Origin of the sequence: Deinococcus gobiensis I-0 (genome assembly GCF_000252445.1) — a bacterium.
GTDB classification, from domain to species: domain Bacteria; phylum Deinococcota; class Deinococci; order Deinococcales; family Deinococcaceae; genus Deinococcus; species Deinococcus gobiensis.
In genome coordinates, this window is record NC_017790.1 from 1,482,231 (window position 1) to 1,497,678 (window position 15,448).

At 71.7% G+C, this 15,448-nt stretch carries 17 protein-coding genes; 12 read left to right on the forward strand and 5 right to left on the reverse strand.

Annotation, left to right across the window (positions count from 1 at the left end; genetic code table 11):
- Nucleotides 1–3 precede the first annotated feature (3 nt).
- From DGO_RS06920 to rpiA, 7 genes are all read left to right on the forward strand, one after another.
- A complete protein-coding gene (locus DGO_RS06920) occupies nt 4–663 on the forward strand; it encodes a uracil-DNA glycosylase (RefSeq protein WP_014684769.1) in 660 nt (219 codons plus the stop codon).
- A gap of 24 nt (nt 664–687) precedes the next feature.
- Nucleotides 688–945 carry a DUF1844 domain-containing protein gene (locus DGO_RS06925; protein WP_014684770.1) on the forward strand — a complete coding sequence of 86 codons (258 nt, stop codon included), beginning with the start codon at nt 688–690 and terminating at the stop codon, nt 943–945.
- 2 nt (nt 946–947) lie between these two features.
- The gene (dtd, locus tag DGO_RS06930; RefSeq protein ID WP_014684771.1) at nt 948–1,397 is read left to right on the forward strand and encodes a D-aminoacyl-tRNA deacylase; all 450 of its coding nucleotides are present in this window, start codon (nt 948–950) and stop codon (nt 1,395–1,397) included.
- A gap of 76 nt (nt 1,398–1,473) precedes the next feature.
- A complete protein-coding gene (locus DGO_RS06935) occupies nt 1,474–2,637 on the forward strand; it encodes a LysM peptidoglycan-binding domain-containing M23 family metallopeptidase (protein ID WP_043801487.1) in 1,164 nt (387 codons plus the stop codon).
- Between the two features lie 37 nt (nt 2,638–2,674).
- Complete coding sequence (locus DGO_RS06940) at nt 2,675–3,097, forward strand: PaaI family thioesterase (protein ID WP_043801489.1); 423 nt, start codon at nt 2,675–2,677, stop codon at nt 3,095–3,097.
- A gap of 45 nt (nt 3,098–3,142) precedes the next feature.
- Entirely contained in the window at nt 3,143–3,658 is a 516-nt protein-coding gene (prxQ, locus tag DGO_RS06945; RefSeq protein ID WP_043801491.1) for a thioredoxin-dependent peroxiredoxin PrxQ, read from the forward strand.
- Nucleotides 3,651–4,352, forward strand: coding sequence for a ribose 5-phosphate isomerase A (gene rpiA, locus DGO_RS06950; RefSeq protein WP_043801493.1), 702 nt, complete (start codon nt 3,651–3,653; stop codon nt 4,350–4,352). Before prxQ ends, rpiA begins: the two co-directional genes overlap by 8 nt.
- Nucleotides 4,353–4,449: 97 nt before the next feature.
- Here rpiA and DGO_RS06955 read toward each other — a convergent pair whose 3' ends face one another.
- The 3 genes from DGO_RS06955 to DGO_RS06965 all read right to left on the reverse strand — a co-directional run bounded on the left by DGO_RS06955 (nt 4,450) and on the right by DGO_RS06965 (nt 8,687).
- Entirely contained in the window at nt 4,450–5,850 is a 1,401-nt protein-coding gene (locus DGO_RS06955) for a hypothetical protein (protein WP_014684776.1), read from the reverse strand.
- Nucleotides 5,851–5,940: 90 nt separating this feature from the next.
- Nucleotides 5,941–8,238: a protein translocase subunit SecD gene (gene secD, locus DGO_RS06960; RefSeq protein ID WP_043801496.1), complete on the reverse strand. Its 2,298-nt coding sequence runs from the start codon at nt 8,236–8,238 to the stop codon at nt 5,941–5,943.
- Nucleotides 8,239–8,297: 59 nt separating this feature from the next.
- Nucleotides 8,298–8,687, reverse strand: a complete 390-nt coding sequence (locus tag DGO_RS06965) for a hypothetical protein (RefSeq protein ID WP_226991486.1) — start codon at nt 8,685–8,687, stop codon at nt 8,298–8,300.
- Between the two features lie 337 nt (nt 8,688–9,024).
- Here DGO_RS06965 and rimP point away from each other — a divergent pair, with 337 nt between their 5' ends.
- The 4 genes from rimP to infB all read left to right on the forward strand — a co-directional run bounded on the left by rimP (nt 9,025) and on the right by infB (nt 12,940).
- Nucleotides 9,025–9,426 (forward strand): ribosome maturation factor RimP, encoded by a 402-nt coding sequence (gene rimP / locus DGO_RS06970; RefSeq protein WP_014684779.1) that lies wholly within the window; start codon nt 9,025–9,027, stop codon nt 9,424–9,426.
- A gap of 90 nt (nt 9,427–9,516) precedes the next feature.
- Nucleotides 9,517–10,701, forward strand: a complete 1,185-nt coding sequence (gene nusA / locus DGO_RS06975; RefSeq protein WP_014684780.1) for a transcription termination factor NusA — start codon at nt 9,517–9,519, stop codon at nt 10,699–10,701.
- A 48-nt stretch (nt 10,702–10,749) separates the two neighbouring features.
- The gene (locus DGO_RS06980) at nt 10,750–11,064 is read left to right on the forward strand and encodes a YlxR family protein (protein WP_050920708.1); all 315 of its coding nucleotides are present in this window, start codon (nt 10,750–10,752) and stop codon (nt 11,062–11,064) included.
- 79 nt (nt 11,065–11,143) lie between these two features.
- Nucleotides 11,144–12,940: a translation initiation factor IF-2 gene (infB, locus tag DGO_RS06985; protein WP_014684782.1), complete on the forward strand. Its 1,797-nt coding sequence runs from the start codon at nt 11,144–11,146 to the stop codon at nt 12,938–12,940.
- 61 nt (nt 12,941–13,001) lie between these two features.
- On the opposite strand, the gene DGO_RS21055 is transcribed toward infB, so the two are convergent.
- Nucleotides 13,002–14,198 carry a hypothetical protein gene (locus tag DGO_RS21055; protein ID WP_014684783.1) on the reverse strand — a complete coding sequence of 399 codons (1,197 nt, stop codon included), beginning with the start codon at nt 14,196–14,198 and terminating at the stop codon, nt 13,002–13,004.
- A 62-nt stretch (nt 14,199–14,260) separates the two neighbouring features.
- A complete protein-coding gene (locus tag DGO_RS06995) occupies nt 14,261–14,890 on the reverse strand; it encodes a septum site-determining protein MinC (RefSeq protein WP_043801499.1) in 630 nt (209 codons plus the stop codon).
- A 157-nt stretch (nt 14,891–15,047) separates the two neighbouring features.
- On the opposite strand from DGO_RS06995, the gene DGO_RS07000 reads away from it, so the two are divergent.
- Nucleotides 15,048–15,437, forward strand: a complete 390-nt coding sequence (locus DGO_RS07000; RefSeq protein ID WP_014684785.1) for a S1 RNA-binding domain-containing protein — start codon at nt 15,048–15,050, stop codon at nt 15,435–15,437.
- The last annotated feature ends 11 nt before the right edge of the window (nt 15,438–15,448 follow it).

Here is a 15,448-nt window from a genome sequence, read left to right on the forward strand (position 1 = left end):
CGCATGACCGGGGACACGTCCCTGCCCGACCTGCTGGAGGCCAACCGGGCCTGTGTGGCCTGCACGCTGCGCCCGGGCTGCGCGGCCCCCGTGCCCGGGGACTGGGTGGGCCAGCCGCAGGCCCGGCCCGGTGGCCTGCTGCTCCTCGGGGACGCGCCGGGACCCGAGGAGGACCGCCAGGGCCGCCCCTTCGCGGGCCCTGCGGGCGAGGGTCTGCGCACGCTGCTGGCCGGGGCCGGGCTGGACCGGGCACCCCTGTTCCTGACCACGCTGGTCAAGTGCCGCCCGCCCGCGCACCGCCCGCCCTCGGCGGCCGAGGTCCAGGCCTGCACCGAGCGCTGGCTGCGGCCCCAGATCGCCGCGTTGCGCCCCGGCATGGTCCTGACGCTGGGCAACGCGGCCACCCGGCACCTGCTGGGCACCGGCCCCGCCGATACGGGCATCACCCGGCTGCGGGGCCGCTGGCAGTGCGCCGCGCCGGCATACGGGGGCGCGCCGCTGCTGCCGCTGCTGCATCCGGCCACCGCCGCGCGGGACGAGGCCCGGTCGCCCGGCGGAGCCTGGGACCTGCTGGCCCGCGACCTCGCCGAGGCGGCGGGCGTCTGGCGCGGCGAGCGCGAGGCCCGCCCGGCGGCTGCGCCCGCCCCGCCGCCGCTGTTCTGAAGGCGGGACGGTATCCTGCCGCGCATGGCCAACCCTGAATTTGTCGGACTCGTGCACATGCTCCAGGCCACCGCCGAGGCGGCCCTGGGCGACCTGAACGCCGCGACCTCCAGCGCCGCGCGCGACGGCCTGCTCGCGGACGACCGCGCCCGCCAGACCGCCGAGCGCAGCCTGAAACTGCTCACCATGCTGGCCGAGAAGACGCGCGGCAACCTGGACTTCACCGAGGCCGACCTGCTGACCGGAGCCATCGGCAGCCTGCGCGCCCGCCTGGACAACTGAGGATGCGCGCCGTCGTGCAGCGCGTCACGCGCGCCACCTGCACCGTCGAGGGCCGCGTGACCGGCGAGACCGGCCCCGGCCTGCTGGTGCTGCTGGGGGTCGCGCCCGGCGACACGGCCGGGACCGCGCGGGCGCTGGCCGGACGCGTCGCCCGGCTGCGGATCTTCGGCGACGACGCGGGCAAGATGAACCGCAGCGTGCAGGATATCGGCGGCGGCGTCCTGAGCGTCAGCCAGTTCACGCTGTTCGCCGACACGCGCCGGGGCAACCGCCCGAGTTTCACGGGGGCGGCCCCGCCCGATCAGGCCCGGACCCTGTACGCCGAGTTCAACGCGGCGCTGCGCGACCTGGGGCTGCCGGTGGGCGAAGGCGTGTTCGGGGCCCATATGGTTCTCGACCTGACGAACGACGGCCCGGTCACCATCACGCTGGAGGAGGCCGGGGAAGCCTGAGCGTGCGGGGCGGCGTCCCCCCGCCTTTCTTATGACATCGCCGGCTTTCTCACCGCGCACGCTTATCTTGTGCGCCATGAATCGCCGCACGCTGCTGCTCGCTGCCGCCCTCCTGACCGGTACGGCGGGGGCCTATACCGTCAAGACCGGCGACACGCTCTACTCGATTGCCCGCGCCAACGGCGTGACGGTCGCGGAGTTGCAGCGCCTGAACAACCTGGGCGGCACGACCATCTCGGTCGGTCAGGTGCTGCGGCTTTCGGGCGAGGCCGCCCCGGCGACGGGCACGGCGGCTCCGGCGACGGCGGCGCCCGCGTCCACGTCCCCCACCGTACCCTCGACCCGCAGCACCGCGCCGGGCGTCTCCCAGGCCCCGCTGCCGCCGCGCCTGAGCGCCGCCGAGCTGGCCCCTACGCCCGCCGGCACGCGCCTGAGCGGCGTGAGCGTGAGCGCCCCCGAGAAACTGATGATGGGCGACGCCTTCGCGCTGCGCCTGAGCGGCCCACGCGCCGCCGAGGCGACCGTGCGCTTTCTGAGCGAGGTGGGCGAGGACGTGCGCCGCCCCGCCGAGGTGCTGCGGCCCGGCGGGGCGGCGGGCGAGTACCGCGTGCTGGGCCGCGTGGTGCTGGGCAAGACGACGCCGGTGGTCTACGAGGTGCGCCTGGGCGACGAGGTGCTGCGCGCCCGCATTCCGGTGTCGCCCCTGAACCAGACGGTGCAGCACCTCAACCTGCCCAGCCGCATCAGCGGGGTCTTGCAGGATGCGGGCCGGGCGGCCGAAGAACGCGCCGTCGAGAATGCCTACGCGCTGCGCAGCCCCCAGGTCTGGACCCGGCCCTTCGCGCCCGCGCTGGCCAACCGCGCCGCCACCAGCAGCAGCTTCGGGCAGCCGCGCACCTACGTGGCGGGCGGGCCGGTCAACTACCACTACGGCACCGACTACCCCGCGCCGGCCGGCACCCCGGTGCTGGCGGTCAACGACGGCACGGTGGTCCTGGCAGGCAAGTACCCCGTGCGCGGCAATCTGGTCGTCATCGACCACGGGGCGGGGCTGGTCAGCCTGTACTTTCACCAGAGCCGCCTGAACGTGCGTGTAGGAGACAAGGTCACGCGCGGCCAGAAGATCGGGGAGGTCGGCACGACCGGCCTGAGCGCGGGGCCGCACCTGCACCTGGAGATGCGCGTGCGCGGCGAGGCCACCGACCCCGCCGACTGGATGAACCGCCTCTGGCCCCGCTGAGGCGGCGTGGGGGCCGGGGCGCGCGCTACCCTGCCCCATGCCTGACGCGCCCCTGCCCACCCCCGACGCCCTGACCGCCTTCGGGGCCGGACATCTCCCCGGCCTCCTGGGCCTCCGCTTCACCCACGCCGAGCCCGGTCTGCTGCGCAGCGAGCTGACGGTCCGCCCTGAACTCATGGCCCCCAACGGGTTCCTGCACGCCGCGTCGGTGGTCGCGCTGGCCGACACCACCTGCGGCTACGGCACCCGCCTGAACCTGCCGGAGGGCGCGCAGGGCTTCACCACCATTGAGCTCAAGAGCAACCACCTCGGCACCGCGCGTGAAGGCATCGTGACCTGCGAGGCCCGCCCGGTCCACACCGGGCGCACCACCCAGGTCTGGGACGCCGAGGTGCGCGGCCCCGGTGGCCGGTTGATGGCGCTGTTCCGTTGTACCCAGGCGGTGCTGTACCCCCGGTGACCCGGCTGCGGAGCGGGGCGGTGGGCTGGGCGCTACCCTGTCCCCATGACCCAATCCGGTGAGCAGCCGAGCCCGTCCCCCTCGCCCCGCCTTCAGCCCGGCGAGGCCTTTCCCGCCTTCGCGCTGCCCGACGCCGAGGGACAGACCCACCGGCTCGGGCAGTACGAGGGCAAATACGTCGTGCTGTACGTGTATCCCAAGGACGATACCCCCGGCTGCACGCGCGAGGCCTGCGACTTCCGCGACTCGGCGACCCTCAGGGCCCACGGCGCGGCCATCCTGGGCCTGAGCCGCGACGACGCCGCGAGCCACGGGAAATTCGCCGAAAAGTACAGCCTGCCCTTTCCGCTCCTGAGTGACCCGGAGGCCGAGTACATCCGGGCCATCGGGGCGTGGGGCACCAAGAACATGTACGGCAAGGTCAGCGAGGGAATCAAGCGCCAGACCTTCCTGATCGGCCCCGACGGCCGGCTCGTCAAGTCCTGGCTGGCGGTGCAGGTGGACGGCCACGCCGACGCGGTCGCCGCCGCCATCGACAAGGACCGGGCCGCCCATGAGTGATCGGGCCCCCGACCTCGAAGCCCTGAAGAAGGACGCCGCCCTGCGCGCCGCCGCCCTGGTCGCCAGCGGGATGCGCGTGGGCCTGGGCACCGGCAGCACCGCCAGGTACGCCATCGAGGAGATCGGCCGCCGCATCGGGACCGGCGAGCTGAGCGGCGTGGTCGGGGTGGCGACGAGCGAGGCGAGCGACGCGCTGGCCCGCGCGGTCGGCATTCCGGTCGAGCCGCTCGACCCCCGGCCGCTGGACCTCGCCATCGACGGGGCCGACGAGATCACGCCGGGCCTCGACCTCATCAAGGGCCTGGGCGGGGCGCTGCTGCGCGAGAAGCTGACCGAGGTGCAGGCGCGGCGGCTGGTCATCATCGCGGACCACACCAAGCTCGTCACGCGCCTGGGCGAAAAAGCGCCGCTGCCGGTCGAGATCGCCCGCTTCGGCTTCCTCTCGACCATCGAGCGCCTGCGCGCCCTGGGCCTCGGCGGTCGCCTGCGCCAGCCCGGCGCGCAGCCCTACGTGACCGACAACGGCAACTACATCTTCGACGCGCAGCTGCCCGCCGAGTTCGGCGCCGCCGAGCTGGGGAGCCGCATCAAGGGCACGCTGGGCGTGGTCGAGACCGGGCTGTTCCTGGGCATGGCCGAGCGCGCCTTCGTCGCCGCGCCCGACGGCGTGCGCGAGCTGACGCCGCAGCGGTAGGCGGGCGCGGGGAAGGGGGCCGGACCGGATATGCGGCCCCTTCCGGTCCACCGGCGCGGTCACGGAGTCGGGTGGAGGTCCCCGGCCGCGCGGCAGTTCAGTCCACGGAACTGATCTCGGCCCGCACGCTGGGGTCGGGGTCGCGGGTCAGGGCCGCGCGCAGCTCGCCGGGCAGGTCGGCGCGGCCCGCCGCGAGCAGGCGCACGCCCTCGTCGGGGTCGGCGGCGAGGCGGGCCAGCGTCTGCGCCGGAAGTGCCGGGTGGACGGCCACCGCGCGGCGCACCCCGGCATGCGGGTCGGCGGCGAGCCGTTCGAGCACGTCGCCGGGGGTCGGATCGGCGTAGGCCACCGCGCGGCGCACCTCGGCATTCGGGTCGGTCGCCAGCCGCCCGCGCCCCGCCGCGCCGAGGTCCGGGCGCACCGCGAGGATGGTCCGCACGCTGGGATCGGGGTCCTCCAGCAGCAGGGCCAGCGCCTGCGCCGGAATGCCCTCGGCACTCGCGATGTGGATGCGGATGTCGGCCTCGGGCGCGCGGGCCAGGGCCAGCACCGCGCCGTCGGGCAGCTCGGCACGCTCCAGCAGCGCGCGCCGCACCGTCTCGGCCTCGTCCCCGGCCAGCCGGGTCAGCAGGGCCTCGTCGGCGTCCGGGCGGCGGGCCAGGGCGGCGCGCACGTCGGGATCGGCGTCGTTCTCGGCGCGTTCCAGCCAGCGGGGCGGCACCCGCCAGGCCTGGAGGGCGGCGGCGCGCACATGTGGCTGCTCGTGCCCCGCCAGCCAGTCGCGGACGTTGCCCGGCAGGTCCAGCCGCCGCGCCAGGGTCGCCAGCACGTCGGGGTCGGCGTCGGTCGCCAGGGTCAGCAGGCAGTCCAGGGGCAGGTCCAGCCGCCGCGCCACGCCCGCGCGCACCATGCCGTGTGCGTCGGCCACCAGGGTCCGCAGGACGTCGCCGGGCAGGTCCTCGCGGGCGGCCACCGCCTTGCGCACGTCGTAATCGTCGTCGTCGGCGAGCTGGCGCAGCAGGGGCTCGGGCAGTTGCGCCCGCTTGGCGACGGCCTCACGCACCTGCCAGCCCGCGTCCTGCGCGAGGGTGGCGACGCGCCCCCCGGGCAGCTCCGGCACGGCGGCCAGCGCGGCGCGCACGTCGTAGTTCTCGTGGCGCAGCGCGCCGTCGAGCACCCAGCCGGGCACACCGGGCAGCCCGAGCAGCGCCGTCATGCCCTCGGAGGGAAACAGGTTCAGGAAGCCGGGGCGGGCCAGCCGCAGCAGCGGCACGCCGGGGTTGCCCAGCACCTCGCGCGGGAAGGCGGCGGCCAGCAGGCCCAGCACCTCGGGCGGCGTGTTGGGGTGGGCGGCCACGCGGGCGCGCACCCGGGCGTCGGGGTGCGCGCTCAGGCCGGAGAGCAGCTCGGCCGTGGCGCGCGGGGCCGAGGCCGCCTCCAGCGCGCCTTCCAGCCCCAGCGCCGTGAGGCTGCGCGGATCGAGTTCCGAAAACGTCATGGGGGAGATGATAGGGGGAGGCGGGAGGGGGCACGGCAAAAACCCCCGGCGCTGTGCCGGGGGCCTGTGCTGCGGCGCTGTGCGTCCGCCTTACGCCTTCGCGGGCGCGCCGCCGTTCTTGCGGCGGGCGCGGGCCTCCTCGAAGTACACGACGATGGGCGCGACGATGTAGATGCTGCTGTAGGTGCCGACCAGGATGCCGATGAGCAGCACGAGGCTGAAGTCGCGCAGCACCGGGCCGCCGAAGATCAGCAGGCTGAGCAGCGGCAGCATGGTGCACACGCTGGTCATGACCGTGCGCGACAGCGTCTGGTTGATGGACGTGTTCACGATCTCGCGGTAGCTCTTGCCGCGCATCTCGCGCAGGTTCTCGCGGATGCGGTCCGAGACGATGATCGAGTCGTTGAGCGAATACCCGATGAGGGTCAGCAGGGCCGCGACCGAGGCGATGGTGAATTCCAGCCCCAGCAGCGAGTAGAGCCCCATGACGATCGCCACGTCGTGCAGCACCGCCACGATGCTGCCCAGACCCATGATGAAGTCGAAGCGGAAGCCCACGTAGATCAGGATCAGCGCGAGGCCCAGGATCACGGCGCGCGTCGTCTGGGTGGTGAGTTCCTGGCCGACCGTCGGGCCGACCGTCTCGGTGGCCTGGACCTGCCCGCCGGGCAGCTTGGCGATGGCCGTGCCCAGCGTCTGGGCCTGCGCCGCCGTCAGTTCGGGCACCTTCACGGTGTACTGCGCGCCGCTCTGGCCCGGCGTCACGTCGCGCTGGATGGCCGCGCTCTGGGCCGTCACCTCGGGCACGCCCGCGCCCGCGACCGCCGCGCGCACCTGCTCGGTGGTGGTCGCCGCCGCCGTCTTGACGGTCAGGGTGGTGCCGGAGGTGAAGTCCACGCCGTAGTCCAGGCCCCGCACGGCGAGCATCGCGCCGCCGGCGATGGCGATGAGCACGCTGATCGTCGTGATGATCGGCGCGGGCTTGATGAAGTCGATGTGGGTGTTCGAGATGCGCCTCGGGGCGTTCAGGCCGGGGCGGCGCTCCGAGAGCCACTGGAGGAACCACTTGGCGAACACGAGGTTCGAGAAGGTCGAGGCGACCACGCCGATCATCAGCGTCAGCGCGAAGCCCTTGACCGGGCCGGTCGAGTAGTTGTAGAGCGCCAGCGCCGAGAGCAGGTGCGAGGCGTTCACGTCGAGGATGGCGGCGGTCGAGTGCTCGTAGCCCGCCTCGATGGACTTCTTGATGCCCCGGCCGCGCGCGAGTTCTTCCTTGATGCGCTCGAAGGAGATCACGTTGCCGTCCACGGCCGCGCCGATGGTCAGCACGAGGCCCGCGATGCCCGGCAGGGTCATGGTGGCCCCGAAGCCGCCCAGCAGGCCCAGGATCACGATGCTGGAAAACAGCAGGCCCAGCGCGCCGACCAGACCCAGCCAGAAGCCGTAGTACAGGAACAGCATGCCGAACACGAGCAGGATGCCCACGACGGCGGCGATGGCGCCGCTGCGGATGGCGTCGGCCCCCAGCGTCGGCCCGATGGCGCGCTCGGCCTCGGTCTTGATCTTGATGGGCAGGGCGCCCGACTGCAGCACCAGCGCGAGCTGGCTGGCCTCGGCGGCCGAGAAGCTGCCGCTGATCTGGATGTCGCGGAACAGGCGCTGGTTGATGGTCGCCACCGACTGGATCTGGTCGTCGAGGACGACGGCCATCAGGCGGCCCACGTTCTTGCCGGTGAAGTCCCCGAAGGTGGTGGCCCCCGCCGGGGTGGTCTGGAAGTTCACGACCCACTGCCCGGTCTGCGGGTTGGTGCCCGAGGTGGCCGTCGAGACGACCTCACCCGTGGCCTGCACCGGGCCGAGCTGCGCGAGCGTGTAGCCGCTGCTGCGCGGATTGCTGGCCTGGAGGGCCGGATCGGGCTGCGCGCCCGTGTTCACGATGCGGAATTCCAGGCGGGCGGTGCGCTGGATGATCTCGCGGGCGCGCTGCTGCACGGCCGGGGTCGCGCCGGGAATCTCGACGACCACGCGCCGCCCGCCCGTGACGTTCACGGTGGGTTCGGCCACGCCGAGCGCGTTGATGCGGTTTTCGATGACGGTCTTGACGCGGTCGAGTTCCTCGCGGGTGGCGGTGCCGCTCTCGGGCGCCAGCTCGATGCGCAGGCCGCCCTTGAGGTCCAGGCCCAGCGTCATGAACTGGTACTGGTCGTTCCAGAGGGTCCAGGGAGCATTGCGGTGTTCCCAGGGCCGCCAGATGTAGAGCATGCTGGCGATTAGGGTGATGAGCAGCAGCAGGCCGGTCCAGCGGTTGGCCTTGCCGGTGGTCGTCGCCGCGCGCCGGGGGGGTGGGCGGCGGCCGGTGTTGCGGTTGCGGTTGTTGCCGTAGGTCACGGAAAAAAGCTCCTTGAGAAAAATACGGAAAGGGAAAGGACGGACGCGGCGCGCCGGCGCTAGCCGCCGTCGGTCTGCTGGCGGCCCAGGGCCAGCAGGTCGGGCTTGCGGGCGGGGCCAGCCCGGCAGGCGCACAGGACCACGGACCCCTGGGTGCGGCGCGCGACCAGCGGAACGTCGGGAGGGGCGCCGGCCAGCAGGGGGGCCGGGGCGGGGGGCAGCGGCGCGGGCCGCAGCTCCGGCAGGGCCGGGGCCGCCGCGCCGGCGGTGGGCCGGGGCCCGGGGTCGTGCGTGGGGGGATGGCTGCCCAGCAGCACCGCGAGCAGCGAGAGCAGGGTCAGCGCGCCGGGCAGCGCCGCGAGCCGCGCCTGCCAGGCCGGCGGGCAGCGTGACCACAGCCTCCCGCCGGACAGGCGGGGGAAGCGCGCGGGCACCGGACGTTCTCTCAAAGCGCCCCAGCATAGCAAACGGTTGATGAAGCCCCGCTGACCACAGCAGGCCGGAAACAGGTCCGGAACCGGGCGTCCGGAGCGTCCTTTGTGACGCCCGGCGCCGTCCAGAGGGCGACCTACGCTATACTGCCTTCAGAATTCCTCGGAGGAGGGTGGGTGCAGTACCCACCCTTTTTCGTGGAGGAGGTGGTGAAGTGGCCAGTCTGCCCTCAGGCCCGGCCCAGACAATATGAATAACAACCCAGCGCACAACGGTCAGGACACAACCCAACCGACTCCGGCGGACACCGGAGACTCCAGGCTGCACGCCCTGGCGCAGCAGGCCGTCGCCCCGATGGGGCTGGAGGTGCTGGAAGTGCAGCGCCAGACGGCCGGGCGCGAGCTGATCGTGCTCGTGCGGATCGACCGGCTCGACGAGCAGCCCGTGACGATGGAGGACCTCACGAAGGCCAGCCGCGCCGCCGAGGCCGAGTTCGACCGCGTGGACCCCATCGAGGGCGAATACCGCCTGGAATTCGAGTCGCCCGGCGGCAAGCGCCCGCTGCTGCGCGGCCGGCATTTCGAGCGCATGCTCGGGCTGCGTGCCCGCGTACGCGGCGAGGGCCACAGCTTCACTGCGCCCATCCGCGCCGTAGACGGCGATCAGGTGACTTTCGAGGTCAACGGCGAACTCGTGACGGTCACGGCCGGGCGCGTGCAGGCCAACCTCGCGGAGTTCCCCGACCGCCACAGGTAAACCGGCTGCCGGGGCGGAAAGGCGGCCGTTGCCTGGCCCTCCCGGCCCGCACGCTCCCGAGCAGCCCACAATTTCATAAGGAACGAGACCATGACCCAGCCCGAAATCAATTTCGCGGACGCCCTGAAGGAAGTCGCCCAGGCCCGCAACATCAACGAAATGCAGCTCATCGAGGCCTTCGAGCAGTCGCTCGCGCAGGCCTACACCCGCAACGTCGAACCCGACAAGCGCATCGAGGTGCACCTCGACCCCAACTCCGGCGAACTCGAAGTGCTCGTCGTGCGTGAGGTCGTCGAGAAGGTCGAGGACGAGCACATGCAGATCTCGCTGGCCGACGCCCTCGAACTCGACCCCGGCGTCGAGATCGGCATGGAGATGGAGTTCCCGGTGGACCGCGAGAAGTTCTCGCGCATCGCCCTCCAGGCCGCCAAGCAGACCCTGACCCAGAAGATGCGCGAAACCGAGCGCAACGTGGTCTTCAACGAGTACAAGGATCGCGAGGGCCAGGTGCTCACGGCGCAGGTCGTCCGGAGCGACAACAAGGGCAACTGGTTCGTCGAGCTGGGCGCGGGCGAGGCGATCCTGCCCCCCCGCGAGCAGATTCCCGGCGAGAAGCTGACCCCCGGCAGCCGCGTCAAGATCTACCTCAAGGAAGTGCGCAAGACCCCCAAGGGCCCGACCATCCTGGCGAGCCGCGCCGACGAGCGCCTGCTCGACTACCTGCTGCGCCAGGAAATCCCCGAAGTCGCCAACGGCATCGTGGAGATCAAGGCGATCGCCCGCGAGGCCGGGCAGCGCTCGAAGGTCGCGGTGTTCTCGCACAACTCGAACGTGGACCCCATCGGCGCGTGCATCGGGCACCGTGGCAACCGCATCCAGGCCGTGACCGGCGAGCTGGGCCGCGAGCGCGTGGACGTGATCTTGTGGGACGCCAATCCCCGCGAGTTCATCCGCAACGCGCTTTCGCCCGCCAAGGTGGGCCTGATCGAGGTGGGCAGCGAGGGCCGCGAGGCCAGCGTGACCGTGACGCCCGACCAGCTCTCGCTGGCGATCGGCAAGGGTGGCCAGAACGTGCGCCTCGCCGCCAAGCTGACCCGTGTCAAGATCGATCTGCGCGAGACCGCTGCCATCAGCGACCTCGACGCCGCGATGCAGCAGGCCATGCAGGACGGCGTCGCCGCGCCCGAGAACAGCGCCGCGCAGTCGGCCTTCGACGCGCTGTTCAAGGAAAGCAAGTCGGTGGCGACGGCCAGCCCGGACGACCTGCGGGAGTAAGTCTTGAGCCTACCCGCGTTTTCTCCCTTCCCGGCGTCTGCCCGGCCCGTGCCCGAACGGCACGTCCCGGAACGGACCTGCGCCGCGTGCCGCCGCAAGCGGCCCCAGTCCGAATTCGTGCGCCTGACGCGCACGCCTGCGGGCTGGCAGTTCCTCGCGGGGCGGCGGCAGGGACGCGGAGCCTACCTGTGCGCCGACTCGCCCGCGTGCTGGCAGGAGAAAAAACTCCGCCGGGCCTTCGGGGCACAGGCCACGCGGCTGAGCGCCGAACTGAGCCGGGCCGGCCAGACCTCCTCTCCCCAGTCCCCGGCGCCTCAGCTTCTGACGGCCCCCCCGCAGGACGCGGTTTCTTCCGACTCCTGAAATCTGGAATTCTCCCGAGCAGTTCCCGGCCGGTCCGCGCCTTTTCCGGGCGTACCTGCCCGTCTCACCGGAGGTGAGCATGTCGAAAGTCCGAATTTACACCCTCGCCAAAGACCTTGGCGTAGACAACAACAAAATGCTGGAAATGCTGGACGGTCTGGGCGTCTCCTACAAGAGTGTGAGCAGCACCATCGAGGAAGACACCGTCGAACTCATCAAGCAGCTGCTGGCCGAGGAAGCCGAATCGGCGCCCGCCGCGCCGGCCCAGACCGCCGACGCTGCGCAGGCGGCGCCCCAGGCGGCTCCGGCCCCGGCCGACGCGCCCACGCCCAGCCCGGCTCCCGAGGCGGCCACGACTGCCGAGGACACCGGCGCGCCCCACCGCGCGCCCGTCGTGACGATCATGGGTCACGTCGACCACGGCAAGACCTCGCTGCTCGACTACATCCGCAAGACGCGGGTGGCGGCCAAGGAAGCGGGCGGCATCACCCAGCACGTCGGGGCCTTCGAAGCCCAGACGAGCAAGGGCAAGATCGTGTTCATCGACACGCCCGGCCACGAGGCCTTCACGACCATCCGTGCGCGCGGCGCCAACGTGGCCGACATCGCCATCATCGTGATCGCGGCCGACGACAGCCTGATGCCCCAGACGCGCGAGGCCATCGCCCACGCGCAGGCGGCCAAGGTGCCCATGATCGTGGCGATCAACAAGGTGGACCTGCCGCAGGCCGACCCCGAGCGCGTCAAGACCGACCTCACGCAGCTCAACCTCGTGCCCGAAGAGTACGGCGGCGACCTCGTGGTCGTCCCGGTGAGCGCCAAGACCGGCGAGGGCGTCGAGGACCTGCTGGAGTACATCAGCCTGACCGCCGAACTCGAGGACCTGCGCGCCGATCCCAAGGGCACCTTCTCGGGGGTCGTCATCGAGGGCCGCGTGGACAAGCAGGCGGGCGTGCTCGCCACCGTGATGGTGCAGGAAGGCACGCTGCACGTCGGCGACTTCCTGGTCGTGGGCGAGGGCTACGGCAAGATCAAGGCGATGACCGACAGCGCGGGCGGACGCATCAAGGAAGCCGGCCCCAGCACCCCGGTGCAGATCCTGGGCTTCTCGGAGGTGCCGGCCAGCGGCGAGCAGGTCCAGAGCGCCAAGAACGAGCACGCCGCGCGTGAAGTCATCGCCGGGCGTGCCCAGACCCGCCGCGACACCGAGGCCGCGCGCGAGCGCCGCAAGCTGACCCTGGAAGACATGATGGGGCCGCTGGGCACCGTGCGGACCGTCAACCTGATCCTGCGCGCCGACACGCAGGGCAGCGTCGAGGCGATCCAGGGCATCCTGGCGCGCAAGGAAACCGACGACGTGAAGCTCAACGTGATGCTCGCCGGCATCGGCGCGCCCACCGAGGGCGACGTGCTGCTCGCCAGCACCGCCGAGGCGACCATTCTGTGCTTCAGCGTGACGGCCCCCGGCAGCGTGACCAAGATCGCCGACAACAAGGGCATCGACATCAAGAGCTTCCGGATCATCTACGAACTGATCGACGAGGTGGACCGCCTCATCAAGGGCAACATCGAGCCGGTCTTCGAGGAGAAGTACCTGGGCCGCGCCGAGGTCCGTATGGTCATCCGGCACCCCAAGAACGGCAACATCGCCGGGTCGTACATCACCGACGGGTCGTTCAAGCGCAACGCCAAGGCCAAGGTCACGCGTGGCAAGCAGGTCGTGTACGAGGGCACCATCGTGGGCCTCAAGCGCTTCAAGGACGATGTCCGCGAAGTGCAGACCGGCTACGAATGCGGGATCAACCTCGACTGGAACGACGTGATGGAAGGCGACATCATCGAGGCCAGCGAGATGGTCGAAGTGGCGCAGGCCTAAAGCACCCAGCGGTAGGGGGGCGGCTTTCCCGGCAGGGGAGGGCCGCCCCCTTCCTTTGGCCTCAGCGGTTGAAGGGCTGCTCGTTCACCCACCGGAAGCCCCGGTCACGCAGCAGCGTGGCGTCGGCGGCGGGGCGCAGGGTCAGGGTCTCGCTGCCGTCCTCCAGCGTCAGGGCGCCGTCCCGGCTACGGGAATGGAACAGCCGGTCGAGGGCGCCGAAGTGCAGGGTCAGGGTCCGGGCTGCCCGGTCGGACGTGTACCAGCCGCGCAGGCGGGTGCCGTCGCTGCGCAGGAGGGCGACCCTGCCCCAGGGCGGACTGCCCGTCTCCTCGGCGGCAAAGAGCTGCTCGCCCAGCGCCAGCCGGACCCAGGCGGCGCTGCCGGGCGCAGAGGTCTGGACCTCGTAGACCCCGGCGAGGTCGCTGTGACCGACCGGACTGCTCGCGTGCGCGCTGAGGGCAGTCAGTCCGGCGGGCAGCAGCGCGACGGCCAGGACGGCGAGGGCCAGGAAAGCGAGCCTGGCCCGTCCCCTGCCCGCCGGGTAGACCTGGGGCGGCACCGGCCGGTTGGTGACGAACAGCCACAGCCGGGGCCAGAAGGGCGCGAGCAGCAGCAGGCAGTACAGCAGCAGGTGGGCGCTGAACAGCTTGACCGGCACGTCGAAACTCAGGTTGAGCAGGAAGACGTAGGCCATGATGCCCGCGCCCAGCAGGGCACCGAACAGGCTGGTGCGCCGCGAGAGCAGCAGCAGCCCGGCCACGACCTCGGCCAGCCCCCCGGCCCGCTCGTACAGTGCCGAGAAGCCCACGCTGCGCCACAACAGCCCCATCGGGCTCATCTCGCCCAGCGGGGTGAGCAGGTCGGGAAAGTCGGGTGCCGGCATCTGCACGAGCAGCAGCTTGCTCCAGCCGTAGAGCAGCAGAGTATAGGCCACCCAGAAGCGCAGCGCGGTGTGGGCCGGCCAGCCCAGGCGCGGGGTCCAGTCGCGGCGGCCCTCGGCCGCACTCCAGATCAGGGTGCCCAGCCCGGCCGCGACGAGATACAAGCCGGCCAGAACGTACTGGCGCAGGGTATCGCCGCTGCCGGTCGGTACAGGGACCGGCAGCGGCTGCCCCAGAAGGCGCGGCGTGATCCAGTCGGCCAGCACGTCCCAGGGCAGGAACAGCCCGCCACTCAGGTCCAGCAGGGCGTACAGCAGCAGGAACCGGAAGGCGACCTTGCGGCCGGAAGACCATGCCGGAAAAGCCAGGGGGGACATGCCGGTTATTGTCCGGCGTGGCCCTCAGGCGGGCTGCCCCATGTGAGCGGGCGCGGCCAGGCCTACCGCTGAACGTCGATCATGATGCGCCCTTCTTGCAGGTAGGCCCGCTCGGTGCGCTCGCTGCCCTCCATGCGGCGCATGTTGCTGCTGCCCTCGGGCGCGCGCGCGACGGCGTCCCCGATCCGCAGCTGCGCGCTGGCGATGGGCCGCGCCCACACGATGGCGTCCTCGCGCCCGCCGTAGCCCGCGTGGACGACGCCGCGCAGCGCCCCCGTGACGATCACGTCGCCGGCCGCGATCAGCTCGGCGCCGGGGTTTACGTCCCCCAGCACGACCACGCTGCCGCCGTATTCCCCCCGGAAGCCCGCGCGGATGCTGTGCGGCAAGATCACCGTCTGGGTGTCGGGTGGGGTCTGCGGTTCGGGGGCGGTTTCCAGCTCAGGCAGGGGCAGGCCCGGGGCGGCCACGGTCACGCGCGGGGCCCGCACCCGCCCCGGTGTGCCGCCCGCCGCCCGCACGGCGTCCAGCGCGGCTTCCAGCGCGCCGGGGTGCGTGTCCCCCTGGATTTCGAGGGTGACGCTGGTGGTCAGCATTTCGGCCCGTGACGCCAGGGCGTGGGCGACACTTTCGGGCGTGTCTCCAGGTTCGAGAAGCAGATTGAGACCGCCCAGCGTGCCGCGCAACTTCATGAAGCCCAGTGTAATACGGCCCCGGGCTTTTTCCCGCGCCGCACGGACCCGCGCGGGCACGGCTCCGCAGGCCCATACTAACCAAAGTCTCAGAGAAGTGGCCCCTGGCCCGCCGGATGATGTAAAGTGTGGCCTATGCCTTTGGAGGAGAAGACTCTTGGTGCAGCTTGATTCGGGCGCGGTCGCGGAGGGCCGCGTGACGCGGGTGACCGACTTCGGCGCGTTCGTACAGTTTGAGAACGGCGAAACGGGCCTCGTCCACATCTCGCAGATCGCCCACTCGTTCGTCCGGAACATTCACGACCATGTGCGTGAGGGCGAGAATGTCGAAGTCAAGGTGCTGGGCCGCGACGAGCGGGGCCGCCTCGACCTCTCGATCAAGGAACTCCTCGAAGAACCCGAGGAAATTCCCCGGCCGCGCGCCATCGGCCGGCAAAGCCCCCAGTTCGAGGCCAAGTTGCGCTCGTTCATGCGCGACGCCAAGGAGCGTGGCCCGGGTGCGGGCGGCGGCAAGAAGCCGGCCGGCGGCGGTAAGCGCAAGAAATAACCTTCGCGTCT

Coding starts and splice junctions, on each gene's coding strand:
- nusA (WP_014684780.1), top strand. CDS start 9,517: ATGACCCAGCCCGAAATCAATTTCGCGGACGCCCTGAAGGAAGTCGCC.
- DGO_RS06940 (WP_043801489.1), top strand. CDS start 2,675: ATGCCTGACGCGCCCCTGCCCACCCCCGACGCCCTGACCGCCTTCGGG.
- dtd (WP_014684771.1), top strand. CDS start 948: ATGCGCGCCGTCGTGCAGCGCGTCACGCGCGCCACCTGCACCGTCGAG.
- prxQ (WP_043801491.1), top strand. CDS start 3,143: ATGACCCAATCCGGTGAGCAGCCGAGCCCGTCCCCCTCGCCCCGCCTT.
- rpiA (WP_043801493.1), top strand. CDS start 3,651: ATGAGTGATCGGGCCCCCGACCTCGAAGCCCTGAAGAAGGACGCCGCC.
- DGO_RS06935 (WP_043801487.1), top strand. CDS start 1,474: ATGAATCGCCGCACGCTGCTGCTCGCTGCCGCCCTCCTGACCGGTACG.
- DGO_RS06995 (WP_043801499.1), bottom strand. CDS start 14,890: ATGAAGTTGCGCGGCACGCTGGGCGGTCTCAATCTGCTTCTCGAACCT.
- DGO_RS06955 (WP_014684776.1), bottom strand. CDS start 5,850: ATGACGTTTTCGGAACTCGATCCGCGCAGCCTCACGGCGCTGGGGCTG.
- DGO_RS21055 (WP_014684783.1), bottom strand. CDS start 14,198: ATGTCCCCCCTGGCTTTTCCGGCATGGTCTTCCGGCCGCAAGGTCGCC.
- infB (WP_014684782.1), top strand. CDS start 11,144: ATGTCGAAAGTCCGAATTTACACCCTCGCCAAAGACCTTGGCGTAGAC.
- rimP (WP_014684779.1), top strand. CDS start 9,025: ATGGGGCTGGAGGTGCTGGAAGTGCAGCGCCAGACGGCCGGGCGCGAG.
- DGO_RS06925 (WP_014684770.1), top strand. CDS start 688: ATGGCCAACCCTGAATTTGTCGGACTCGTGCACATGCTCCAGGCCACC.
- DGO_RS06920 (WP_014684769.1), top strand. CDS start 4: ATGACCGGGGACACGTCCCTGCCCGACCTGCTGGAGGCCAACCGGGCC.